Origin of the sequence: uncultured Tateyamaria sp., from assembly GCF_947497045.1 — a bacterium.
Taxonomy (GTDB): Bacteria; Pseudomonadota; Alphaproteobacteria; order Rhodobacterales; family Rhodobacteraceae; genus Tateyamaria.
In genome coordinates, this window is the sequence record NZ_CANMEU010000001.1 from 469,949 (window position 1) to 494,301 (window position 24,353).

Annotated in this window: 24 protein-coding genes; 14 read left to right on the forward strand and 10 right to left on the reverse strand. The window is 58.3% G+C overall.

What is annotated here, in order from left to right:
- The first annotated feature begins 82 nt into the window (after positions 1 to 82).
- Positions 83 to 2,272, forward strand: a complete 2,190-nt coding sequence (locus Q0859_RS02520; RefSeq protein ID WP_299147313.1) for a response regulator — start codon at positions 83 to 85, stop codon at positions 2,270 to 2,272.
- On the opposite strand, the gene yaaA is transcribed toward Q0859_RS02520, so the two are convergent.
- From yaaA to Q0859_RS02535, 3 genes are all read right to left on the reverse strand, one after another.
- Positions 2,260 to 3,030, reverse strand: coding sequence for a peroxide stress protein YaaA (gene yaaA / locus Q0859_RS02525; RefSeq protein ID WP_299147314.1), 771 nt, complete (start codon positions 3,028 to 3,030; stop codon positions 2,260 to 2,262). The genes Q0859_RS02520 and yaaA overlap by 13 nt on opposite strands.
- A gap of 29 nt (positions 3,031 to 3,059) precedes the next feature.
- The gene (recQ, locus tag Q0859_RS02530) at positions 3,060 to 5,099 is read right to left on the reverse strand and encodes a DNA helicase RecQ (RefSeq protein ID WP_299147315.1); all 2,040 of its coding nucleotides are present in this window, start codon (positions 5,097 to 5,099) and stop codon (positions 3,060 to 3,062) included.
- Between the two features lie 81 nt (positions 5,100 to 5,180).
- A complete protein-coding gene (locus Q0859_RS02535) occupies positions 5,181 to 5,465 on the reverse strand; it encodes a YggT family protein (protein ID WP_299147317.1) in 285 nt (94 codons plus the stop codon).
- Positions 5,466 to 5,586: 121 nt separating this feature from the next.
- Here Q0859_RS02535 and Q0859_RS02540 point away from each other — a divergent pair, with 121 nt between their 5' ends.
- The 7 genes from Q0859_RS02540 (at position 5,587) to Q0859_RS02570 (ending at position 11,708) form a co-directional block, all read left to right on the forward strand.
- Complete coding sequence (locus Q0859_RS02540) at positions 5,587 to 6,150, forward strand: acyl-CoA thioesterase (protein WP_299147318.1); 564 nt, start codon at positions 5,587 to 5,589, stop codon at positions 6,148 to 6,150.
- A gap of 69 nt (positions 6,151 to 6,219) precedes the next feature.
- The gene (locus Q0859_RS02545; protein WP_299147319.1) at positions 6,220 to 7,587 is read left to right on the forward strand and encodes an MFS transporter; all 1,368 of its coding nucleotides are present in this window, start codon (positions 6,220 to 6,222) and stop codon (positions 7,585 to 7,587) included.
- The gene (gene mepA / locus Q0859_RS02550) at positions 7,584 to 8,513 is read left to right on the forward strand and encodes a penicillin-insensitive murein endopeptidase (RefSeq protein WP_299147320.1); all 930 of its coding nucleotides are present in this window, start codon (positions 7,584 to 7,586) and stop codon (positions 8,511 to 8,513) included. Before Q0859_RS02545 ends, mepA begins: the two co-directional genes overlap by 4 nt.
- Positions 8,486 to 9,328 carry an esterase-like activity of phytase family protein gene (locus Q0859_RS02555; protein ID WP_299147321.1) on the forward strand — a complete coding sequence of 281 codons (843 nt, stop codon included), beginning with the start codon at positions 8,486 to 8,488 and terminating at the stop codon, positions 9,326 to 9,328. Before mepA ends, Q0859_RS02555 begins: the two co-directional genes overlap by 28 nt.
- Positions 9,329 to 9,394: 66 nt before the next feature.
- Positions 9,395 to 10,015, forward strand: coding sequence for a queuosine precursor transporter (locus tag Q0859_RS02560; RefSeq protein ID WP_299147322.1), 621 nt, complete (start codon positions 9,395 to 9,397; stop codon positions 10,013 to 10,015).
- A gap of 364 nt (positions 10,016 to 10,379) precedes the next feature.
- Positions 10,380 to 10,802, forward strand: coding sequence for an alternative ribosome rescue aminoacyl-tRNA hydrolase ArfB (arfB, locus tag Q0859_RS02565; RefSeq protein WP_299147324.1), 423 nt, complete (start codon positions 10,380 to 10,382; stop codon positions 10,800 to 10,802).
- 3 nt (positions 10,803 to 10,805) lie between these two features.
- On the forward strand, positions 10,806 to 11,708 hold the full coding sequence (locus Q0859_RS02570; protein WP_299147325.1) for a DMT family transporter: 903 nt from the start codon (positions 10,806 to 10,808) through the stop codon (positions 11,706 to 11,708).
- On the opposite strand, the gene Q0859_RS02575 is transcribed toward Q0859_RS02570, so the two are convergent.
- The 5 genes from Q0859_RS02575 to pncA all read right to left on the reverse strand — a co-directional run bounded on the left by Q0859_RS02575 (position 11,705) and on the right by pncA (position 15,282).
- On the reverse strand, positions 11,705 to 12,259 hold the full coding sequence (locus Q0859_RS02575; RefSeq protein ID WP_299147326.1) for a hypothetical protein: 555 nt from the start codon (positions 12,257 to 12,259) through the stop codon (positions 11,705 to 11,707). The two genes, Q0859_RS02570 and Q0859_RS02575, sit on opposite strands and share 4 nt — an antisense overlap.
- A 202-nt stretch (positions 12,260 to 12,461) precedes the next feature.
- The gene (gene pncB, locus Q0859_RS02580) at positions 12,462 to 13,754 is read right to left on the reverse strand and encodes a nicotinate phosphoribosyltransferase (RefSeq protein ID WP_299147327.1); all 1,293 of its coding nucleotides are present in this window, start codon (positions 13,752 to 13,754) and stop codon (positions 12,462 to 12,464) included.
- Between the two features lie 3 nt (positions 13,755 to 13,757).
- The gene (locus Q0859_RS02585; RefSeq protein ID WP_299147328.1) at positions 13,758 to 13,982 is read right to left on the reverse strand and encodes an NYN domain-containing protein; all 225 of its coding nucleotides are present in this window, start codon (positions 13,980 to 13,982) and stop codon (positions 13,758 to 13,760) included.
- A complete protein-coding gene (locus tag Q0859_RS02590) occupies positions 13,979 to 14,521 on the reverse strand; it encodes a hypothetical protein (RefSeq protein WP_299147329.1) in 543 nt (180 codons plus the stop codon). Before Q0859_RS02590 ends, Q0859_RS02585 begins: the two co-directional genes overlap by 4 nt.
- A gap of 161 nt (positions 14,522 to 14,682) precedes the next feature.
- Positions 14,683 to 15,282, reverse strand: coding sequence for a bifunctional nicotinamidase/pyrazinamidase (gene pncA, locus Q0859_RS02595; protein ID WP_299147330.1), 600 nt, complete (start codon positions 15,280 to 15,282; stop codon positions 14,683 to 14,685).
- Between the two features lie 84 nt (positions 15,283 to 15,366).
- Here pncA and Q0859_RS02600 point away from each other — a divergent pair, with 84 nt between their 5' ends.
- Entirely contained in the window at positions 15,367 to 16,287 is a 921-nt protein-coding gene (locus Q0859_RS02600) for a rhodanese-related sulfurtransferase (protein ID WP_299147331.1), read from the forward strand.
- A 34-nt stretch (positions 16,288 to 16,321) separates the two neighbouring features.
- Here Q0859_RS02600 and Q0859_RS02605 read toward each other — a convergent pair whose 3' ends face one another.
- Positions 16,322 to 17,536 carry an MFS transporter gene (locus Q0859_RS02605; RefSeq protein WP_299147333.1) on the reverse strand — a complete coding sequence of 405 codons (1,215 nt, stop codon included), beginning with the start codon at positions 17,534 to 17,536 and terminating at the stop codon, positions 16,322 to 16,324.
- Between the two features lie 132 nt (positions 17,537 to 17,668).
- On the opposite strand from Q0859_RS02605, the gene Q0859_RS02610 reads away from it, so the two are divergent.
- From Q0859_RS02610 to Q0859_RS02630, 5 genes are all read left to right on the forward strand, one after another.
- Positions 17,669 to 18,493, forward strand: coding sequence for a flagellar motor protein MotB (locus tag Q0859_RS02610; protein ID WP_299147334.1), 825 nt, complete (start codon positions 17,669 to 17,671; stop codon positions 18,491 to 18,493).
- Between the two features lie 88 nt (positions 18,494 to 18,581).
- Entirely contained in the window at positions 18,582 to 19,901 is a 1,320-nt protein-coding gene (locus tag Q0859_RS02615; protein ID WP_299147335.1) for a flagellar hook-basal body complex protein, read from the forward strand.
- 45 nt (positions 19,902 to 19,946) lie between these two features.
- Positions 19,947 to 21,401, forward strand: a complete 1,455-nt coding sequence (flgK, locus tag Q0859_RS02620; RefSeq protein WP_299147336.1) for a flagellar hook-associated protein FlgK — start codon at positions 19,947 to 19,949, stop codon at positions 21,399 to 21,401.
- Between the two features lie 2 nt (positions 21,402 to 21,403).
- Positions 21,404 to 22,411: a flagellin gene (locus Q0859_RS02625; protein ID WP_299147337.1), complete on the forward strand. Its 1,008-nt coding sequence runs from the start codon at positions 21,404 to 21,406 to the stop codon at positions 22,409 to 22,411.
- Positions 22,408 to 23,508: a flagellar basal body P-ring protein FlgI gene (locus Q0859_RS02630; RefSeq protein WP_299147338.1), complete on the forward strand. Its 1,101-nt coding sequence runs from the start codon at positions 22,408 to 22,410 to the stop codon at positions 23,506 to 23,508. The genes Q0859_RS02625 and Q0859_RS02630 overlap by 4 nt, the downstream gene beginning before the upstream one ends.
- A 118-nt stretch (positions 23,509 to 23,626) precedes the next feature.
- Here Q0859_RS02630 and fliP read toward each other — a convergent pair whose 3' ends face one another.
- Complete coding sequence (gene fliP / locus Q0859_RS02635; protein WP_299147339.1) at positions 23,627 to 24,352, reverse strand: flagellar type III secretion system pore protein FliP; 726 nt, start codon at positions 24,350 to 24,352, stop codon at positions 23,627 to 23,629.
- Position 24,353: the final 1 nt, after the last annotated feature.

Below are 24,353 nucleotides of genomic sequence, written 5' to 3' on the forward strand. Positions count from 1 at the left end.
AATGTTTCGGGTGATGGGGTTAAGCGCATATTCACCATCCCCGTGAGATACCGAATCCCAGAAGTTTCCATGGGGCAGATGTATGAGTCTGGCAAACAAGCTGGCTGAGGAACGGCGCGGGCGTCTCGCGGCTGAGCGGCTGCTTGAGTTGAAACAGGTCGAACTGTCAGCCGCCAACCGCAAGCTGGGTCGGCACGCGGCCGCATTGCAAGGCGAAATCGTCGAAACCCGCGCCGAAGTCGAAACCGTCAAGACGGAAAACGAGCGGGTCAAAACCGAACTTGGGCAGGCTAACCAAAAGGTCGAAATCGCCGAACGGCGGTTGTGGCACTCGGTTCAGACGATCACGGACGGATTTGCATTCTTTAATTCCGACAACCAGATGATTGCGGCCAACGGGGCCTATCTGACGATCTTTGATGGGCACGAGTTGATCCGGCCGGGGGTGAATTATGTCACGATCCTTCAAGTGCTGACGGAAGAGGGGATCGTGAACACTGGTAATCTCGCGCCTGATGATTGGCGTCAGATGATGACCGAGCGGTGGATGTCGCCCAACCCGGAACCCATCACAGTGCGCCTTTGGAACGATCAATATGTCAAGCTTGTCGACCGACGCGGGCACGGGGGCGATATCGTCTCGCTTGGCCTCAACATCACCGAATCCGTCCGGTACGAAAAGCAATTGAAGGATGCGCGGGCAGAGGCAGAGGCGGCAAGCCGCGCCAAGTCCGCATTTCTGGCCAATATGAGCCACGAAATCAGAACGCCCATGAATGGGGTCGTCGGTATGGCCGAATTGCTGGGAGATACGGGTTTAAGCGAAGAACAACAGCTCTATGTCGACACGATCAAGAATTCCGGCGAGGCGCTGCTGGTCATCATCAACGACGTGCTTGATTACTCCAAAATCGAGGCGCAAAAACTGCAATTGCACCCCGAACCCTTTGACCTGGAACGTTCCATCCACGAGGTGATCATGCTGTTGCAGCCCTCGGCCCGGGACAAGGGGCTGACGCTGCTCGTTGATTTCGATCTGTTCCTGCCGACGACTTATGTGGGCGACCCGGGGCGCATCCGGCAGGTTTTGACCAACCTGATGGGCAATGCGGTGAAATTCACGTCCGATGGTCATGTTCTGGTGCGCGTCACCGGCGTGCCGGACCCTGAAAGCGGGCAAGCCGACGTCACGATCGTGATCGAAGACACCGGGATCGGCATCCCCGAGGACAAGGTCGACCATATCTTTGGCGAGTTCAATCAGGTCGAAAACGAGCGCAATCGGCAATTTGACGGCACCGGTCTTGGCCTTGCGATCTCGCAACGGCTGGTCAAGCTGATGGATGGTGACATGTGGGTGACCAGTGAGGACGGCGTTGGATCATGCTTTGGGTTCAAACTCCCCCTCGCGCTCAGTGAAAGTAACTTGCCCGAGCATCCGCCTGTGCCCGATGGGCTACGCCGCGTGCTGGTGGTCGATGATATCGAGGCCAACCGCACCATTCTGCGCCGCCAGCTCGAACAGATGGGCCTGGGCGTGGTCTGCTGTTCCAGCGGGATGCAGGCCTTGAAAAACCTCGATAATATCGACCTTGTGCTGACCGATCACAACATGCCCGAAATGGACGGGCTTGAGCTGGCCGATGCCATCCGCGCCGCCGATAATCCGGTGCCGATCCTGCTGCTCAGCTCAAATCCCAGCTTTGCCGCAAACGATCCGGGTGCTGCACATCTGCACGCGATCATGCAGAAGCCAGTGCCACGCGCCGACCTGTTTGCGCGCCTGCAATCGGTTGGTCCGGTGATCAACAGCAGTACCGCCGCACCGTCCGATCCAGCCATGCCGCGCAAGATGCGCGTGCTGGCCGCCGAGGACAACAAGACCAACCAACTGGTCTTTGGTAAAATGGTAAAGGACGCCGATATTGACCTCAAATTTGCCAATAATGGGATTGAAGCCGTCGAATATTTTGAAAGCTTTGCGCCCGATCTAATCTTTATGGATATTTCGATGCCCAAAATGGACGGCAAAGAGGCGACCGTCAAAATCCGGGAGCTTGAAACCAAAACCGGAAGCCATGTTCCAATCGTCGCGCTGACCGCGCATGCGATGGATGGCGATGATCAAGGTATACTCGCCTCGGGCATTGATCACTACCTGACCAAACCGCTGCGCAAACCCGAAATCCACGGCAAATTACGCGAGATGTGCCCCGAAGGGGCCCTGCCGCCCCTGCCAGACGCAGAGGAAGAGGCGCGTCAGGCCGGATAGGGGCGCACAAAGACCAGCCGGGCGTCATCCGATTGTTCGGGCTGAAAGACGTATCCGTCCGCATCAAAGGCGCGCAGCCCGTCCAGATCCCGCACCCGGTTCTGCACGATATGACGCGCCATCGCGCCCCGCGCCCGTTTGGCGAAAAAACTGACGATTTTGGGGCCTGCCCCTTTATCTTCCATAAAGACGGGCGTGATGACGCGGGGTTTCAACGCGGCCTCTGACACGGCACCGAAATATTCCTGGCTGGCGCAATTCACCACCGTGTCCGCGCCAACTGCATCAGCCTGCGCGTTCAGGGCTTGTGCGATTTCGTCCCGCCAATAGTCATAAAGCGAGGTGCCACGTCGCGTTTTCAGACGACTGCCCATTTCCAATCGATAGGGTTGGATCGCATCCAAGGGGCGCAGCAACCCATACAGTCCGGACAATATCCGCAGATGACCTTGGGCATAGGCGGTATCATCCGCCGACAGGCTCGCCGCGTCCAAGCCCTGATAGGTATCGCCCGCAAAGGCGAGCATCGCGGGGCGGGTCAGATCGGCTGCGGGCGCATCCTCGAATACGGCAAACCGGTCGCGGTTCAGTCGCGCCAGATCATCGCTTAGGTCCATCAGCGCCTTAAGCTTGCCCAAGGTCAGATTGCGCGCCGTGCGCACCAGCCGCAGCGCATCCTCCTGCATCGCGGGTTCGCTTGTTTTGACGTCACGTTCTGCCCAATCCAGCCGTTTGGCCGGGGAAATCACCACCAACATAAACCTATCCTTACCTGTCTGAAATCGATCTAGCCCGCGTCCCGCAGCACGTCCAGAAATGCCGGGCCAAAGCGTTCCGCTTTGCGATCACCAAGCAGATTTTCCAGCGCCGCATTGTCGGCGGTGCGCAACTGCGCGACTTTGGCCAGTTGGGATGCCGAGCAACTCAGCGGTTTGTCTGTTCCGTCCAGCCCGCGCGCCAGTTGGGCCTGCGCCGCAAGCAATTGGTCATAGATCGTACCCGCCGTGTGCCCCGCCAGTTTGCGCCGGGTGGGATGCAAATTGGCCGCCTCCCCGTTGATCACCTCCAGGAATGCGTCGCCGAATTTTCCAAGCTTTTTGGCACCCACGCCACTGATCCCGGCCATTTGATCCAGATTGTTGGGCCGCTTTTCCGCCATCTCGATCAGGGTCCGGTCGGGGAAAATGACGTAGGCGGGCACGCGCGCGGCCTCGGCCAGCCCGCGCCGCTTGGCCTTGAGCGCACTCAGCAATGGTGCGTCTTCGTCCGACACCATCTCTTTGACCGCAGGGCCGCGTACCGCCGATTTGATCGTGTCGCGGCGCAGGTTGATCTTGGCCTCATCCCGCAGGATCGGCAGAGCCGCATCCGTCATGCGCAGCGCGCCGTAGCGTTCGGGATCAGGGCGCACCAGATCGTGCCCCATCATCTGCCGGAACACCGCCTGCCATTGCGGTTTGGTGTATTCCTTGCCTACCCCGTAGGTCGGCAAGGACGTGTGCCCGCGTTGGCGGATCTTATCCGTCTCGATTCCCAACAGGATGTCGATCAGGTGACCTGCCCCGAACCATTCTTCGGTCCGCAACATGGCCGACAATGCCTTGCGCACGGCGGTGGTTCCGTCGAACACGTCTGCGGGTGTGTCGCAGAGATCGCAGGTGCCGCAGATCACCTCGGCCTCACCAAAGTATCCAAGCAGCGTCTTGCGCCGACATTCCAGCGCCTCGGCCAATCCGAGCAGCGCATTCAGCCGGGCGTGATCCGCCATGCGCCGTTCGGGCGGGGCCAGCCCTTCGTCGATCTGGGTACGGCGCAGTTTGATGTCTTCGGGTCCAAACAGCGTCAGCGTTTCGGCGTGCGCACCGTCGCGCCCCGCCCGCCCGATCTCTTGATAATAGGCCTCAATCGACTTGGGCAGATCGGCGTGGGCAACCCACCGGATGTCCGGTTTGTCGACGCCCATCCCAAAGGCGACGGTAGCCGCAACGATCAGCCCGTCTTCCTGCTGAAAACGGCGTTCTGCGATACGGCGGTCGTCGGCCTCCATCCCGCCGTGATAGTGGATCGCCGCGTGCCCGGCCTCGCGCAGCGCGCGGGCCAGCGTTTCGGTCTTGGCGCGTGTGCCGCAATAAACGATGCCCGATTGTCCCTTGCGCGCACCTGCAAAGTTCAGGATTTGCGCGCGCGGCCCGTTCTTGGCGGCAAAGGCGAGGTGGATATTGGGCCGATCAAAGCCGCGCAAGAAACTGCGGGGCGGCTCGCCGTCAAAGAGTTTCTGGATAATCTCGGCCTGGGTTTCCGCATCCGCCGTGGCCGTAAACGCCGCAAGTGGCACGTTCAGCGCGCGGCGCAATTCCCCGATCCGCAAATAGTCTGGCCGGAAATCATGCCCCCATTGGCTGACACAATGCGCCTCATCCACCGCAATCATGCTGACGCCGATCCGACGCAACATGCCGATAGCCGATCCACCCCCAAGCCGTTCGGGGGCCATATAGAGCAGTTTGAGCTCGCCCGCCTCAAGTGCTGTCCAGACTGCATCCGTTTCTTCGGGGGTATTGCCTGAGGTCAGCGCACCTGCGTTCACGCCCGCCTCTTGCAAGGCGCGCACCTGATCCCGCATCAATGCGATCAGCGGAGAGATCACCACCGTGACCCCATCGCGCATCAGTGCAGGCAGTTGAAAGCACAGGGATTTACCGCCGCCCGTGGGCATGATGGCCAGCGTGTTTTCGCCCGCCGTCACCGCATCCACGATCTCTTCCTGTCCGGGGCGGAACCCGTCGAACCCAAAGACGTCCTGCAACAGCGTGGCAGCGCTGGCCATATCTCGAAACCCTGTCAAATTTTATGTTGTCTGCTCGTTTGGTACAGACTCACATTTTAACGGGTCGTGAACAAGCCAAACTTAACCCAGGAAGATTGCTGGCAGGATGAACGAGCGCAAGGCAATGACCGCGATAAACGCCACCAGCGGGGCCAGATCCAACGGATTCGTGTCGGGCATATACCGGCGGATCGGGCGATAGATCGGCTCAAGCAATTTGTTCAGCCCTTGCCAGATCTGACCGACAATCGGCTGATGCAGGTTGAGCACCTGAAAGTTGATCAGCCAGCTCATTATGATGTGGATGATCATAATCATGTAGACGACGCCCAAAATCAGGTCGAGCGTTTGGTAAATGGCAATCATGCGGACGTCCCTCTTGTTTCCCCAGACCTAGGGTGCCACGCGAAATGGCGCAAGGTCACTTGGCAACGGTGGTTGACGTTTCGCTGCGCCGCCGCATCTACAGGCGCTGGAGGTCGACCCTATGTTTCCATTCATTCGCCTTGCCAAAGATATGTATCTCGCCCGTCACCGGCCTGATATCGGACTGACTGATCTGCATGTGTCGCACCATATGGTCTGGCCGTGGGATCTGGACGGGTTTCTGGAGTTGAACAACGGGCGTGCGTTGACCTTGTACGATCTGGGCCGCTTGGGCATGGCCTTTCGCACCGGCCTTGTCACCGTTTTGAAAGAGCGCAAATGGGGTCTGACCATGGCTGGGTCGTCCGTGCGCTATCGCCGCCGTCTGCACGCCTTTGAACGGTTTGAGACCCGCAGCCGTGCGGTGTGCTGGGATGACAAGTTCACCTATATCGAACAGTCGATGTGGAAGGCGGATGGCGAATGCGCCAGCCACGTTCTCTACCGCGCCGCCGTCACCGACAAAAACGGGATTGTAACCCCGGATCGCGTTTTGGCGGCCATGGGCAGGGATGCCGTATCAACCCCCATGCCCGATTGGATCGCAGCGTGGGTCCAGGCCGAAGCACAACGCCCCTGGCCCCCAATGCAGGACATCCCGGTCCCTGCACGCGCTGCCGCCTGAAAACCTTTCCTTGCGCTTGGGCGCGCAACCCGCTTCTACTCTGCCTCAGGGGAATACGAAGGGGCGGACATGGCAGAGACTTCACAGCGCAAGCGCATTTGGGGGTGGTATTTCTTTGATTGGGCCAGCCAGCCCTACAATACCCTTCTGCTGACCTTCATTTTCGGCCCCTACTTTGCCCAGGTCGCCACAGGCGCGCTTGTCGAAGGTGGCATGGCCGAAAATGCCGCCAATGCGCAGGCCCAGGCCTATTGGGGGTACGGGTTGACCGTCACGGGCGTCATCATTGCCCTGCTTGCCCCCATCCTTGGCGCAATTTCGGACAGCACCGGCAAGCGGATGCCGTGGATTTGGGTGTTCTCCGTTGCCTATGTCATTGGTGCTGCCGGTTTATGGTGGACAGCACCGGCAGATTTCTCGGTGCTTTGGGCCCTGTTCTTTTTCGGTCTTGGCCTCGTCGGGATGGAGTTCGCAACGATCTTCACCAACGCCTTTCTGCCGACCTTTGGCCCGAAAGAAGAGTTGGGGCGCATTTCCGGGTCGGGCTGGGCCTTTGGCTATCTGGGCGGCGTGATCGCGCTTGTCATAATGATCGCCCTGTTTCAGGCAACCGACAGTGGCAAAACCATGGTAGGCCTGTCGCCCCTGTTCGGTCTGGATACGGAAAGCCGCGCCGACACCCGGATTGTGGGGCCTTTTGCAGCAGCGTGGTTCGCGATCTTTATGATCCCGTTCTTTCTATATATCCGCGACACACCCAATGCGGTTTCCACCAAATACAGGTTTGGCAGCGGGCTGTCCGACCTGATTGACACGCTGAAGCGGCTGCCCCAGACCCCATCGCTGTTTGCCTATCTTGGTTCGTCCATGTTTTACCGCGATGCGCTGAACGGGATGTACACGTTCGGGGGCATCTATGCCTTCGGGGTTCTGGGTTGGGCACCTGTGGATGTGGGCGTGTTCGGGATCATCGCAGCCCTTTCGGGCGCGATTTTCTGTTGGGTGGGCGGGCGCGTGGACCGGGCCATCGGACCCAAACCTGTCATCCTGACCTGCTGTATCGCGCTGATGGGTGTGGCGATCCTGATCGTGTCGCTCACCCCGACTTCCGTAATGGGCTTTGCGGTGCCGCTTGGCTCAACCCTGCCCGATACGATGTTCTACGTTGGCGGTGCCATCATCGGTGCGGCCGGTGGCGCGCTTCAGGCCTCGTCTCGCAACATGTTGACCCGCCAGGGCAATCCAGCCCGCATGGCCGAAGCCTTTGGCCTTTACGCCCTGTCCGGCAAGGCCACGGCCTTCATGGCCCCGTTCCTGATCGCTGTGACCAGCGACATTACCGGAGATCAAAGACTGGGCGTTTCCCCCTTGATTGTGCTATTCCTGATCGGGATCATCATGTTGATATGGGTGAAACCAGAGGGAGATCACGCATGAGACGGTTCAACAGATCCCTTGCCCTGATTGCATCGCTGGTGCTGTGCGCCTGCGCAGGCGGGGCTGACACCAACATTGACGGCACGCCACTGCCCGATGTCGACCCGGCCACATTGCAGGGCGTCGCCAAAGGTGCGTTCGGGGCCAAGCGCCGCGCCTCGGCCCAAGAGGCGGCAGCCTATGGCAGCTATGCAAAGGGCTGTGCTGCAGGGTCGATCCAACTGGCCGAAACCGGACCCACATGGCAGGCCATGCGCCTGTCGCGCAATCGCAACTGGGGCCATCCCGAACTGGTCGACATGGTCAAAAAGCTGAGCGTGAAGGCCGCTCAGCAACCCGGCTGGAATGGCATCTATGTGGGCGACATGAGCCAGCCGCGCGGCGGGCCCATGCTGACCGGGCACCGCAGCCACCAGATCGGGCTGGATGCGGATATCTGGATGTTGCCAGCCCGCAACCTTACCCTATCTGTGGCGGAACGCGAAAGCATCAGTTCCATCTCGACCCGCCGATCCGCCGGAGCCTTCGTCAATTCAAACTGGACCCGCGCCCATCACGAGGTCATCAAGGCCGCGGCCCAAGACAAGCGCACCGCGCGTATCTTTGTCTTTCCCGGTGCCAAGGTGCAAATGTGCAAGGATGAAAAGGGCGACCGCGCCTGGCTGAACAAGATCCGGCCATGGTATGGGCATCACTATCATTTCCATATCCGCCTTTCGTGCCCCAAAGGTGCGCGTGGCTGTGTCGAACAGGCGGCACCGCCGCCAGGTGACGGTTGTGCAGATGCGCAGGAATGGGTGAATAACATCCTCAACCCACCCCCCGCCAAGCCACGCGATCCCAACGCCCCTGCCCCCCAACCCCGCCGTGAGTTGCGGGTCGGAGATTTGCCGCAGCAATGTGCTGGCGTCCTGGCCTCGCGCTGATCACGGCCACTTGGGTGTGCGGAGCGGCATGGGCCGACCCACTGACCTTTGTGCGTGCGGTTCCGTTGACCTCTGGTCTGCCCGGCTTTGGCGGGATATCGGCCATTGAGACCCGCGATGGGTCTACTGCGGTTTTGCTGTCCGATCGCGGGGCTGCCTTTTCCGTCAGCCTGAACCGGGCCGCCGGCACCTACGAGGTGGGCGGGTTCAACCAGCCCCAGCCTGATCGTGACAGTGAAGGGCTTGCCTATTCAGGCGGCGATTTGTTCTACAGCTATGAGGGGCCGGGCGAAATCGTGGATCAGCAGGGCAACGCCTTGCCGGACAACCCCGCGTTCCACATTTACCATCCCAACGGCTCGTTCGAGGCGCTGGCCGCCGAGGCGAACGGCACGGTCTACACCCTACCCGAGCGATCTGGCCACAAGGCGCGGGGTTTTCCGGTCTATCGGTTTCGCAATGGGGTTTGGGACGTGCCTGCCACCCTGTCCCGTCACAATCCGTTCCTGCCTGTCGGGGCAGATATGGGCCCCGACGGGCGGCTTTACATTCTGGAGCGGGCCTTTTCCCCGCTTGGTTTTCGCAGCCGCATTCGCACCCTCAACCCCATGGACTGGGCTGCACCACCCCGGACCCTTCTGACCACCCACGCCGGACAGCATGACAACCTCGAAGGGGTGACCGTCTGGCAATCCACCAGCGGGGCCACGTGCCTCAGCATGGTGTCGGATGACAACTTTCTGTCGATCCTGCGCACCGAACTGGTGGAATACGCCCTCACGGAAACCCTTGCGGGCGGGGCCACCTGCGACTAAGACGCAGCCCGTCCGGTATCCTGCCGGGCCAAGTCGCCGCTACCTTGCAAAAACGGGCATCACATTATGACACGCGCACATCTTCCCGGCATTCTTGCCATGGCCACTATCGTGGTGGCCTCCAACATTCTTGTCCAATACCTGTTCGGCAATTGGCTGACATGGGGGGCGTTTACCTATCCGTTTGCGTTCCTCGTGACGGATATTATGAACCGTGTCTATGGGGCCGGGCCTGCGCGCACCGTCGTGTTGGTCGGCTTTATCGTGGGTGTGCTGTGTTCAATGATCGGCACGCAGATCGTGGGCGAATTCGGTCCGCTCGTCACCTTCCGTATCGCCATGGGATCGGGCCTTGCCTTTCTGACGGCCCAACTGCTTGACGTTGGTATCTTTGCCGCCTTGCGTCGTGGCGTGTGGTGGAAGGCTCCGCTGGTTTCGACCCTGATCGGCAGTACCGTGGACACAGCCATTTTCTTCAGCGTCGCGTTTTCGGCCTCGCTGGCATTTATCGAGCCGGGCAATGATGTGTCCTGGGCCGGCGAGGCTTTGCCGATCCTTGGCCTTGGACCCGTCGCACCACTTTGGGTGTCACTTGCCATCGCGGACTGGGCGGTAAAACTGACGCTTGCGCTTATTGCACTGGCACCGTTTCGCTGGATCACGGCACGTATGGGAACACGGGCATAAATCCGTTGACTTTCACACCGGCTGTGCAAAGCTGGTGTTGAGTTCAACAAATGAAAAGGAGGTGATCCAGTGTCAAGAAAGGTATTGGAGCGAGGTGTCGGAACAGCTTGGGAGGCCGCCCTCTAGGGCAACCCCACGCGGCGCAGGCCGCCAAGTTGGTCGGTGAGATCTAACCGGCACACCTCCGAAACATTTCGAAAAGGGCCACCCGCAAAGGTGGCCCTTTTTTCGTGCGTTCAAGTGGCCACGGCTGTCTGTGTCTGGGATGCTCTGCGTCTTCGGCATTGTGTCTCTCCCGAAATTATTTGTGGATTGGAGGACAAACGCACTGGTCGGGCAGGTCGTTCCATGGGTAGCAAGGGGGATGTTGCACATCACGGATGATATACAGATTCAGGACTGGGAGCTGAGCGAGAGCTTTGTGCGCGCATCCGGCCCCGGCGGGCAGAACGTGAACAAGGTCGCCACAGCCGTCGAATTGCGCTTTGAAGCGGCGCGTTCGCCCTCGCTCGCCGCTGCGGTCAAGACGCGGCTGCGCCGTCTGGCGGGGCGGCGGTGGACGACTGAAGGTGCGTTGATCATCCAATGCGACGAAACCCGCAGTCAGGCCCGCAACCGCGATATCGCCCGCCAGCGGCTTGCCGAATTGATCAAGAAGGCCCTCGTCGCCCCCAAACGCCGTATCGCCACCAAGCCCACGTTTGGTTCGAAAAAGCGCCGCCTCAAGGCCAAGAAAGTGCGCGGTGAGGTCAAACAGATGCGCGGTCGCGTCGACCCGGAAAGCTAGGGGATGCGCCCCACGGATCGCCCGGCCCTTGCTATCGTGCTTAGCCTGATTGCGTTGATCCTGTTCGATGCGATGGGCCTTGTGATCAAGCATCTGTCCACCACCTATTCCGCTGCCGAACTGTCGGCCTGGCGCAACCTGTTTGGCATCTTTCCTGTGCTGATTGCGTTGATGATGTCGCGCAAGTGGCATGCGGCGGGACGTTCCATTCGTATTCGCCAATGGCGGCTGGGCCTGTCGCGCGGGTTTGTCGTGACGCTGGCGCAGCTGTGCTATTACCTATCCTTGGGGCGGATGGAGTTCGCGACCGCCTCGACCATCACCTATGCCAATGCGCTGTTTGTCACAGCCCTTACCGTGCTCTTGTTGGGTGAACGGGTCGGTTGGGTGCGATGGGGTGCTGTCACCATCGGATTTGTCGGCGTGGTATTGGTGATGCGCCCGGGTTCCGCTGCCTTCAGCACGGACGCCCTTTTGCCCCTGTTCGCGGCTTTGCTGTATGCGTTGGTGACGGTGCAGGCCCGCACGATAGACGATGATGTCCCCAGCCCGCTGGTGAACCTTTATTCATCGGTCGCAGCCCTTATCGGGGCCTTTTTTCTGGCGCTTGGGTTTGGCGGGTTTACCCCGGTGCACAGTGCAGCGGACATGGGTTGGATCGTGGCCATGGGTGCCTTTGGTGGCACGGCGGTGTTGCTGTTGGTCGTCAGCTATCGCATGACCGAACCCAGCAATCTGGCCCCGTTCAGCTATTTCGGCATTCCGCTGGCCTTTGTTCTGGGCTGGCTGTTTTTTGACGAAACCCCGTGGGACGCCTTGTTCCCCGGCGCGCTACTGATCGCGACCGGGGGGCTGATGATCGTCTGGCGTGAACGGCGGCGCGCCCGGGCGGCGCAACACTTTTAACGCAACAAAATAGCGTCCCGTGCCGCTTGAGCTTCGCGGGTCAGTTGGGCCGTCGCGCTCATGTGCCAGTGGAGCCCGGAATGACCTCGGTCAGTGGCATCCCGAAGGTTCACCTGAGCTGTTTCAGTGTTTGCAATCGTATCGCTTAGCGCATCGGCAATCCAGTTTTGGCTTTGACGGATGCTGTCGGTCTGTGCGGCATAGTCAGCCTCCGAGATCAGGCCCAGATCGCGTTCCATATTCAGGTTTTTCAAGCGGGCGCTCTGCGTGTGCAGTGCCGCCTCGACGCTGTCCATCTGGTCGTTCATCGCACGCAAACTACGCACCAAGGCATCCGCAGAGACAAGTTCGTTACGTCCATCCGTTTGGGCAACGGGGGTCACGCCTTGCCGCGCTTTTGAGCGGCGCACGAGGGTTTGGGCGAGTGCGCTCAGCGCTTGCGCTTCGGTCGTTACGTCAATGGTCTCGACAACTTCAGCAGGGGCGGTTGACGGCCCGCGCTGCTCTGAAAATCCGATCAACGACACGTCCAGCCGCGATGTTTCTTCCACGCTCGAGGCGCACCCTGCCAAGATCCCAACACTCAGGATCATCCCTGTTTTTACAAAACTATACATGACGCGATTGCCCGTCCTTCTTAAAAAATACCTGCTCTTTGAGAGCGAGATATCGGGCAATTGTGGTTAATTTTGGGCCATTGTATAATTTTGCGAAACAATGATGGCCATCAGGCATGTTTGCGCCAAAGCCCGGTCAGACCTCGACTGCCTGCGCCTCTTGTACGCCCACCTGAAACACCCGTTTGTACCGCTCGATTTCGGATTGCGGGCCCATCGCCTTGTTAGGGTTGTCCGACAGCTTGACCGTTGGCCTTCCGTTGGCCGAGATCGCCTTGCAGACCAGCGAGAACGGCGCCAGTCGATCATCCTTGGTCAGCCCCTTGAAATCGTTGGTCAGCATCGTGCCCCACCCGAACGACACTTTGACCCGGCCTGCGAATTTTTTGTGCAATTCAACGATCTTTGCGGCGTCCAACCCGTCCGAAAAGATCACCAGCTTTTCACGCGGATCTTCACCACGGGTTTTCCACCACTTGATCGCGTTTTCCGCGCCGGTCGCCGGGTCACCACTGTCGATCCGTATCCCGGTCCAGCCCGCCAGCCAGTCGGGGGCGTTGTCCAGAAACCCTTGGGTGCCATAAGTATCGGGCAAGATCACCCGCAGATTGCCGTCATGTTCCTCGTGCCAATCGCTCAGCACATCATAGGGGGCCTGAGCCAGTGCCGCATCATCCGCGGCCAGTGCAGAATAGACCATGGGCAGTTCATGTGCGTTGGTCCCGATCGCCGCCACATCCCGGTTCTTGGCAATCAGGCAATTGGACGTGCCCACGAACGCCTCGCCCAACCCCTCGCCCATCGCCTGCACGCACCAGTCCTGCCACAGGAAGGAATGCCGCCGCCGCGTCCCGAAATCAGCGACCCGCAGCCCGGCATGGCCGCGCAGCACTTCGATCTTTTCCCACAGCTTCGTCATGGCGCGCGCATAAAGCACTTGCAGCTCGAACCGGCCCATTTCGTTCAGTACAGCGCGCCCGCGCAGCTCCATGAGTACCGCAAGTGCGGGGATTTCCCACAACATGACCTCGGGCCAGGACCCTTCGAACGTCAGCTCATACTGATCGCCGCGCCGTTCAAGGTGGTAGGCGGGTAGCCGGAGAGTCTCGAACCAGTCCATAAACTCAGGCGTGAACATCTGGCGTTTGCCGTAGAACGTGTTGCCGCGCATCCACGTGCTTTCGCCACGGCTGAGCGATAGTGAGCGGATGTGATCGAGTTGTTCGCGCAGCTCGCCCTCGTCGATCAGGTCGGCCAGCGGGACATGTTTGGATCGGTTGATCAGGCTGAAAGTGACTTGGGTATCCGGCTTGTTGCGAAACACCGATTGGCACATGAGCAGTTTATAAAAATCGGTGTCGATCAGGGACCGGACAATCGGGTCGATCTTCCATTTATGGTTCCAGACACGGGTGGCGATATCAACCATTGTTCAGTCCTTGATCTTATATGGCTTCGTAAATCCAGACGCGATGCCATCAATATGCTCCATGAGATCACCATCTACACTCTGCCACATCGGATCCAAGATAAACTCGACACCTTCTCTTCTGGCTACCTTGGCCGCCGGAATGAAATCACTGTCGCCCGTTACAAGAACGATTGTATCGACCTGTCGTTTGAGTGTCATGGACGCGATATCGAGGCCGATCTTCATATCCACTCCTTTCTGGCGGAGCGGAAAATAAACTGAATCGGCGTTATTTCCCGCCAAGGTGCAAGGGCCTCGCGCAAACTAACCAAGTCCACATCTTCAAGCGATACTTGCTGCGAGAGAATAGAATCGATTTCGTCCACACGATGGTAAAATTTTAGCAGGGACTTCATGTTTGCGTCGAAAGGAGTCCAAGTGCGCTCTGCTTTGAGGGTTCCGAGACGAAGGGCAAACTTGCGTTGCTTACGCAATAGATCGAATAGACCTCTTCGGAAGGCAGCTTCGGCCGTTCTGTCGAAATTTACTTGCTTCCAACTTATCGGATTAAATGGAGAACCATCATAAGGCTGCGCATCGTAAAAGAACATTCGATAGACATGATCTAGCCAATCGGATGACTTACAGCTAGGCACCAGCTGCATGATATGGTTTTGGCATAGACGTACAATTTCTTGTTTTACTGAATTCGCGTCTTTCTCTGAAATGCCAGGCCAAGCCTTAATGCGTTTCAGGAAAAAGCCACCGCCGATCAAAATTGCCACTCGTCTTATACGCAAGAGACATGTCCAAACGAAAAAGCTCCACCTTCTGGCACAGCCCCAAGATCAGTGGGGCGGCCTGCTTCGGTGGAGCGGATGCAAACAGTATGAGTCAGCTTGGCCGACGGAGCAAGAGTCATGATTGCAACAGTGATTCAAAAAAGTCACAGCGTCAACTGAACCCCGGCGTCCTTCATGCCTGTCTTCGCAGCGGCCAGCGATCCATCCAGATCGATGCCGCGGCACAGGTCCAGCCGGACCGTCACATCGAACCCGAGTTGTGCTGCATCCACCGCCGAAAAGTTTATGCAAAAATCCGTTGCCAGCCCCACAAGAGTCAGCGTGTCGATCCCGCGCGTCCGCAGATAGCCCTCGAGCCCGGTTGGCGTCGTGTGGTCGTTTTCGAAAAAAGCCGAGTAGCTGTCGATGCCGGGTCGATATCCCTTGCGCACGATCATTTGTGCACGTTCGACGTTGAGGTCAGGGTGGAACGCGGCCCCTTGGCTACCTCGGATACAGTGATCAGGCCACAACACCTGCGGCCCATAGGCCATGTCGATCCTGTCATAGGCTGTGTGCCCCGGATGAGAGGACGCAAATGACGAATGACCTGCCGGGTGCCAATCCTGGGTCAGGATCACCGCCTCTGCCGTGTTCGTCAGCACGTTGATCCCGTCCACGATCTGATCGCCATCCGGCACGGCCAGCGCGCCACCGGGGCAAAAGTCGTTCTGCACATCGATCACGATCAGGGCATGGGTCATGGGCTTCTCCGCAATGGTACGCGGTCAGTGTCGCACCGCCCCGCCCCCTTGCACAAGGGCATCGCGTTGCCCTATTTCGCAGATATGTTCACCATCGCTGCTCTTTATCACTTCACCCGGTTTGCCGATATCGGGGCCCTCAAACCGCCTTTGGTTACACTTTGTGCCGCCAATGATGTGCGCGGGTCGTTGTTGCTGGCCTCCGAAGGGATCAATGGCACCATTGCGGGGCCACGCCCGGGCATTGACGCAGTGCTGGCCCATATCCGCGCGCTGCCCGGTTGCGCCGATCTGGAGTGGAAGGAGAGTACCAGCCCCACGGCTCCCTTCGGCAAGATGAAGGTGCGTTTGAAGCGTGAGATCGTCACCATGGGTCAGCCCGACGTCGACCCGACTGCCCGCACGGGTCACTATGTTGAGGCCTCCGGTTGGAACGACCTGATTGGCCGCGAGGATGTGGCTGTGATCGACACCCGCAATGATTACGAGGTCGCCATCGGGACCTTTGACGGCGCCGTCGATCCGGCCACCGCCAGCTTTGGGGAGTTTCCGGCGTGGTGGGAGGCGAACAAGGATCAGTTTCGGGGTAAGAAAATCGCAATGTTCTGCACGGGCGGTATTCGTTGTGAGAAGTCAACGAACTACCTGATTGGGCAGGGGGTGGAGGATGTCTATCACCTCAAGGGGGGTATTCTGAAATATCTCGAAGAGGTCCCGCAGGCCGACAGCACATGGCATGGCGAGTGCTTTGTCTTTGATGGGCGCGTCAGTGTCGGCCATGGCTTGGCCATCGGCCCGCATCTGTTGTGTCATGCCTGTCGTCGCCCGATCCTGCCTGCCGACCGTGATCGGCCCCAATTCGAGCAAGGAGTCGCCTGTCATCATTGCGCAGACGAGACGTCGGATACGGACAAGGCCCGATTCCGCGAACGTCAGAAACAGATGGGTTTGGCGCGCGATCGCGGCACCGCCCATATGACCGGCCATGTCACCGACAAAGGCTGAGATGGGCGGACGACACGTCCGCCTTACGGGGCGATTACGCCGGTTGCATTGCCCCTCGGGATCGGCTGCGTGACAGCAGCCACAGCATGATCGCGATATTCGCCCCATTCCAGACGATCCCGTTCCAGAATGCCATTTGATAGCTACCCGTCATGTCGTAGATCCACCCCGACATCCAGCCTCCGAGCGCCATGCCCATGATCGTCGCCATCAGCACGAAACCCACCCGTGCGCCGGCCTCGCGTGCGGGCATGTATTCGCGCACGATAATCGCATAGCTGGGGACGATCCCACCCTGGCTCAGCCCGAACACGAGGCTGACCACGTAGAGCGAGATCAGCGCGTCAGAAGGCAGGTACAGCGCTAGCGCAATCGCCTGCGCGATAGAGCCCAACAACAACGTGCGCACCCCGCCCAATCTGTCCGCAAGCAGGCCCGAGATCAGTCTCGATCCGACCCCACCCAGCAACATGAGCGACAGCATCTCTGCCCCCACGGCCGGGCCGTAGCCGAGATCAACACAGTAGCTCACGATATGGACCTGCGGCATCGACATCGCCACACAGCAACCGACCCCGGCCAAGCCCAGCAAACAGGCCAGTGCTGTCGGGGACAGTCCTGCGGATCGCGCATTTGCGGAGGATGCGGCCTCGGCCATTTGGTGCGCGCTGTCAGGAACCTGCCGCCGCAAAGCGAAGGCCAGCGGCACAACAACCAACACTGTCGCCGCTGCGAGGACGGCATAAGTGGCCCGCCATCCATCTTCGGCCAACACGCCCGCCAAGATCAGTGGCCAGATGGCCCCCGACAGGTAGTTTCCGCTTGCCGCAATCGCGACCGCAATGCCGCGCCGCTTCATAAACCAGTGCGAGATATCCGCAATCAAAGGACCAAATCCGACTGACGTTCCAAAGCCCACAATCAGTTGTGCCAACGACAGCGCCCAGATCGAACCCGCGGCCATTGCAAGCCCGTATCCCCCCGCAATACCCAACGCGCACACGATCAACACAGGCGTGACACCCCATCGATCCACCGCCCGGCCCACGATGAAATTGCCCGTCGCGAACCCGATCATGGTCAGCGTGTAGGGCAGGCTCGCGTCCGCGCGGCTCACCCCGAATTCGGCCTGAACCGCTGGCATGATGACAATGATGGCCCACATGCCTGCATTCGCCACCATCGCAATGGTCAATGTCAGCGCGAGTCGCGTCCACGAATAGCGGCTGTCATGTGTTGGTGCGGTCATGCGCTTATCTGTGACCTTTACCACCATCCATGCAAGCACCGACTTTCATTTCGTACAATTGGATGTGTTAAGCCAAGGGTAAGGCCACTGCTGTACACCGCTCCTCGGGTGAGAAGAACCGAGGTATGGGCCATGACGGTGCAGGCGAACGCGCAACCGATCATAATCAAGCGTAAGAAAGTCGTGCAGGGTGGCGGCCACCACGGCGGTGCCTGGAAGGTCGCATATGCGGACTTCGTGACGGCCATGATGGCGTTTTTCATGCTGATGTGGCTGTTGAATGCCACGACCGAAAAGCAGCGCAAAGGCATTGCCGACTATTTTTCGCCCACGATCCCGATCAGCCGTGTTTCAGGCGGTGGCGATGGCAGCTTTGGGGGTGACAGTGTGTTTTCCGAAAATACGCTGCCCCAGAACGGGACGGGTGCCTCCTCGCAACGCCCCACCGAAGCCCGTGAGGCCCGTGGCGAGTTGGGAGAGGATCGGGCCGCTGAAGATGAGGTATTTGAATCGCTCGAAGCCCGCCTGATCGGGCATGGCGGTGAATCCAAGCTGATGGATAATGATTTCCAGCATATCGTGACCGAGCTTACAGACGAGGGTCTGGTGATCGAGGTCTTTGCAAGCGAGCGATCTTCGATCTTTGAACCGGGCACCGATACACCCACCCAAATGCTGATCGACCTCGCGGAATGGATAGCGGCCTCTACAGTGACTGTGGACAATGGCATTGCGATCAATGGGCATGTGCCGACGCAGCCCATTGTGATTGCGAACAATTCGACATGGCAATCATCGGCGGATCGGGCAACACAGATGCGAAAATTGCTCGAACAATTCGGTGTTGCGCCCACGCGCATGCAGCGAGTGACGGGCCATGCGGACCGCGAGCCTGCGGTCCCCAACACGATGGCTGTGCGTAATGACCGGCTGGAAATCATTTTGCTGCGCGAATGAATAGGTTGGATTTTATCTGTTAGCCTGACGTTAAGAGCAGAGGCCTAACTGTGGCACCATCAAGTCGATGCAGCAGAAAGGCGTATCCATGACAATTTCTTCGTCGCTCAATGCAGGTGTCGCGGGGCTTCAATCCAATGCCACGCGTCTTGCGTCCATCTCCGACAATATTGCGAACTCGTCGACCTATGGGTACAAGCGTGTACAAACCGATTTTCACTCGATGGTGATCTCGGGGTCAGGGTCGGGCTCGTACTCAGCCGGTGGGGTGCGCGCAACGACATCCCGGTTGATCGACCAGAGTGGGTCGCTTGTTTCGACCGCGAATGCCACCGACCTTGCGGTCAGAGGGCGGGGCATGTTGCCAGTGGCGCAAGCCACGGACATCAACAACAGCAATGGCGACAGTCAGATGTACCTGACGACGACCGGCTCGTTCCGCACCGATGCAGAAGGGTATCTGCGCTCTGACTCTGGGCTTGTTCTGTTAGGTTGGCCCGCCCTGCCTGACGGGACAATACCGACATTTCCACGTGATACTGCCGATGGGCTCGAACCTGTACAGATCAACGTGAACCAGTTTTCAGGTGAGCCGACGACCAAACTCTCATTGGGCCTGAACCTGCCCGCAACGGACACGGATGCAGGTTCTACCGGTGATACGCAGAACCTGTCGGTCGAGTATTTTGACAACTTGGGCACATCTGAGAATATCAACATCAGCTTCTCTCCAACCGTGCCGGCCTCTGGTTCCGCCGCATCAAACGAATGGACGATGCAGCTGTCTGACTCGGCATTGGGTGGCGCAGTCATTGGTGAATACGTGCTGACATTCGATGACAGCCGGACATCCGGCGGTACGTTGGCATCGGTCGCGATGACACCCGCCGCTATCGGGGGCGCTTATGATCCGGCAACCGGCAACATCGTCATTGCGGCCGAAGGTGGCCCGCTGGAGATCAATATCGGGCAGTTGGGTGATAGCGATGGGATTACCCAGCTCTCCGACAGCTTTGCACCTGTGTCGATTTCCAAGGATGGCTCACCGGTCGGTAACATGACCAATGTTGAGGTGGATGCAAATGGCTTTGTCACTGCGTTCTTCGACACCGGGATCAACCGGACGATCTATCAAATTCCCCTGGTGGACTTGCCCAATCCCAACGGGATGGTCGCGCTGGATCAGCAGACCTATCTACCATCCCCTGAAAGCGGAAGCTTCTTTCTCTGGGATGCAAGTGACGGGCCCACAGGTGACATCGTTTCCTATGCGCGTGAGGAGTCGGCCGTCGATGTGGCGGGTGAACTTACCGCCATGATCCAGACGCAGCGGGCATACTCTTCGAACGCGAAGGTGATCCAGACAGTGGACGAGATGCTTCAGGAAACGACAAATATCAAACGTTAACCCGCAGGCTTTCGCAGCCCGCCAACAGAAACGGAACACCGTGCCATGACGATCACAAGCGCATTGAATTCCGCCATGTCCGGGCTGCGGGCAGCCGGGCGCGCCTCCGAATTGGTGTCGAGCAATATTGCGAACGCATCGACCCCGGGATACGCGCGCCGCACACTGTCTATCGGGTCCTACAGCATCGGCGATATTGGCGGGGTCAGGGTCAACGGGATTCAACGCCATGTTGACGCTCAGATCGTCTCCGATCGGCGGTTGGCAGGTTCGGAATTTGGGTATCGATCTGAAACGACATCCTACCTCAACCGGATCGAGAATTTGGTGGGCACGCCTGATCAAGCGGGATCTCTGTCAGCGCGACTGACTGACTTCGAGAATGCTTTGATCACCGCCAGCAGTCGTCCCGACGCGATTGAACGGCTGGATAGCGCAGCACATGGGGCACGCGATCTTGCACGCGCCATCAAGTCGGTCGCGGGTGGCATCCAATCAGAACGCACAGATGCAGATCGCAACATCGCCGATCAGGTCACGCGCCTGAATGACACCCTCAAAAGCATCGAAACACTCAACGTCCGGATCACCGCGACCAACAACCAGAATATGGATTCGTCCGCGTTGCAGGATCAACGCAGGATACTGATCGATGAAGTCAGCGAAATAGTTCCGGTGCGAACGGTAAATCGCGATTATGGTGCGGTTGCCCTGTATTCCACGGGTGGATCGATCCTGTTGGATGGCCGTGCTGTAGAGATCGGTTTTGAACCCGCCAATATCGTTACGCCATATATGTCGATTGACGATGGCACGCTCTCTGGCCTGACGATCAACGGATTCGCGCTGAATACGTCGTCTGAGCTGGGGCGCTTACATGGCGGCACGCTCGGCGCTCAATTTGAAATTCGCGACGAACGCGCGCCTGAGGCGCAAATCAAGATTGATGCTCTCGCACGAGACCTTATCGAGCGCTTTCAGGATTCTACGGTCGATCCGTCCCTGTCAGCAGGTGACGCAGGCCTGTTCACCGACCGTGGCGCAGCCCTTGACCCTCTACAAGAGAAGGGGCTGGCCAATCGCATAGAGATCAATAAGCTGGTCGATCCCACGCAAGGCGGTGATGTCTGGCGGATGCGCGATGGGCTAGGAGCACTTGTGGCTGGTTCATCTGGAAATGCGACGCTACTCAACGCGTTGTCCGACGCACTGACGATACCTCGCGTGGTGAACTCCGGCAGTTTCGGATCTTCTCCTCTGACGGCAATTGATTTGACCTCACGCCTCTCATCGCAACTCGGAGCGGATCGGTTGCGCGAAGATCAGCAACTCGGCTTTGCTTCAGCACAGTTTTATGAATTGACCCAAATGGAACTTGCCGATGGCGTAGACACCGACGCTGAGCTGCAAAACCTGATGATCATCGAACAGGCATATGCGGCCAACGCGCGTGTCATTGAAACCGTCGATCAGATGTTTGACACTTTGCTAGGGATTTGAAAATGAGCAATTTTTCTCTTGGCGATCTGGCCCACACCTTCATGCTCCAACGCCAAGGTGCCGCGTTGAAAGCCAATATGACCCGCCTCAACGAGGAGCTGGCAACCGGACAGGTCAGCGACGTTAAGTCGGTTCTTGCCGGCAATACCAGCTATCTGAGTGACATCGAACGAGATCTGAAGACGCTGTCGGGGTTTCGTGTCGCAACCACAGAGGCTGCACAGTACGCTGAATCCATTCAGCTATCATTAGAAAGGGTCAGCGACAGCAGCGAACGTTTTGGCACCTCGCTACTCAAAATCTCATCAAATGCGACGGGTTCGGTTCTGGACCAGTTTTCCGATGATGCCGAATCTCAGTTGGCCGATATCGTGAGCATACTGAACATCAGTGTGGGTGGGCGTAGTCTCTTTGCCGGTGATGCGACAGATCAGCGGCCAATGGCAGACGTGGAGGTCATTCTTGATGGGCTACGTGCTGCAACCACCGGAGCAACGACGCCTCAGGATCTCCAAACCGCAGCAGACATCTGGTTCAATGACCCCGCTGGTTTTGTCGCGACGGCCTATCGTGGTTCCGCAACTGAAATAGCTCCGCTGCGGATCGGTCAAGACGAAGAGGTTTCCGTACAGATCAAGGGTGATGATCCAATATTCAAAGACATAATCAAACAGTACGCACTCGCTGCAATCGCGAGCGATGCCGCGTCTTCTCTAAGTGCAACTGATCGCCAAGAGTTACTGACCGAGGCAGGGCGCAACCTATTCTCCACGCAAACTGACATGACTGCTTTGCGTGCCAATATCGGGTCAGCCCAGGCACGCATCGATGAGGTGGCGACCAGAAACGCAACCGAGCAAACATCACTGCAATTTGCGAAGGGCGCTTTGTTGCAGGCAGACCCCTACGAAACAGCCACTGAACTGGAGGCAGTCCAATTTCAACTTCAAAGCCTATATACGGTCACCGCGCGCATGTCAGACCTTTCGTTTGTGAACTTCATTCGATGAGATGGCTCTCTTTCTTTCTGATCACTCTTTTCTTTGCACAGGTCGCTACCGCCAGTTCCGTGCGCATCAAGGATCTGGTTGAATTTGACGGCGTTCGGGGGAATGATCTGGTTGGCTACGGACTGGTCGTAGGACTTGATGGAACCGGAGATGGACTGCGCAACGCGCCTTTCACCGAAGACATCATGACCAACATCTTGGAGCGTCTTGGCATCAACGTGACCGGTGAGCAGTTTCGACCAAAGAACGTGGCCGCTGTATTCGTCACATCCACACTGCCAGCATTTGCCCGAAGTGGGTCTCAGATTGATGTGACGGTTTCTGCGATTGGAGATGCCAAAAGTCTGTTGGGCGGGACCCTGATCATGACACCGATGAACGCAGCGGATGGTGAAATATATGCCGTAGCGCAAGGTACGATCATCGCAGGTGGCGCCGTGGCAGAGGGCGATGGAGCACGCGTCACACAAGGTGTCCCCACGTCTGGCGTGATACCCTCGGGTGCCCGTGTTGAGCGGGAGATCGACTTTGAACTGAGCAGCCTGACCGACATGCGCCTTGCTTTACGCGACGCCGACTTCACCACCGCTGCCCGGATCGAAAGTGCGATCAACAATGACTTTGGACGGCAGGTTGCCATCATGCTGGATTCTGGCACCGTCAGTCTGAATGTGCCTCGGACCCGTATGCAATCGGTCGCACATGCTTTGGGCCGCATAGAAAACATCGCAGTTGAACCTGAACGGAAGGCACGTGTGGTTGTCGATCAACGGTCTGGCACAATTGTCATGGGCGATGATGTGCGGATATCGCGTGTCGCTGTGTCGCAAGGCAACCTCACTCTGCGCATTCAAGAACAGCCTATCACCGTACAGCCGAACCCCTTCGCACAGGGTGAAACCGTGGTGGTTCCTCGCACCACCGTCGACATCGAGGATCAAGACGGGCCCAGCCTCGCCGAGGTACCGGATGGCGCATCGTTGTCCGAGGTCATTGCAGGTCTGAATGCGCTTGGGGTCGCGCCGCGCGACATGATCGATATCCTAAAGAGCATCAAGGCAGCTGGCGCATTACATGCAGAGTTCGTAGTGCGCTAAGTGCAAATGCAAGGCTTGGCCCGTTTCGTTGAACGCGTACCGGTCGTCATTTGCTTCAGGTATGCCTGTAGCGAAACGCCGCGGCCTGAGGCCTGGAGAGTATTGTCTGTTTCGCTTGTCAGAAGTAACTGCGAACAAGGCTTCCAGCAATAAGGCTCCAACCATCTGCAACAACGAAAAACGCCAGCTTGAAAGGCAACGAAACGATCGCAGGTGGCACCATCATCATCCCCATGCTCATCAACACTGCCGCTGCAACCAAATCGATTATCAGGAACGGCAGAAAAATCAGAAAACCGATCTGGAACGCCCTTGCGATCTCGGACAGCAGGAAACTGGGTACCAGAACGGAAAGTGGGGCATCTGGTGACAACTCGAGTCCTTGGGTGTCTGGCCGGAGGTCAGCCATCGCGCTAAACGTATCAGCATCCAAACGCACGGACATGAAACCGCGAAAGGGTTCGACTGTTCGTGCAAAGGCGGTTTCCACATCTATCAAATTGTTGCTCAACGGTTGAAGCCCATTGGTCCAGGCCTGCATAAAGACAGGCTCCATCACGAAATACGTGAGAAACAGTGCAAGACTTACGATCAACATATTTGGGGGTGACTGCTGAAGTCCGATTGCCTGTCTCAGAATAGAGAGCACCGTCACCAAAAAGGGGAAGCATGTTACCATTATGGCCAAACCCGGCGCGAGGCTTAGCACTGTAATTAAAGCGATCAGCTGCAAAGTCCTGGCGCTTAGCGAATTTTCGTCACCAAGCGAGATGGCAATATCTTGGGCTAAAGCCGCAGTCGGGAGAAGGCAGGCAACGCCCAATAAAATGATATGCAGCTTCATC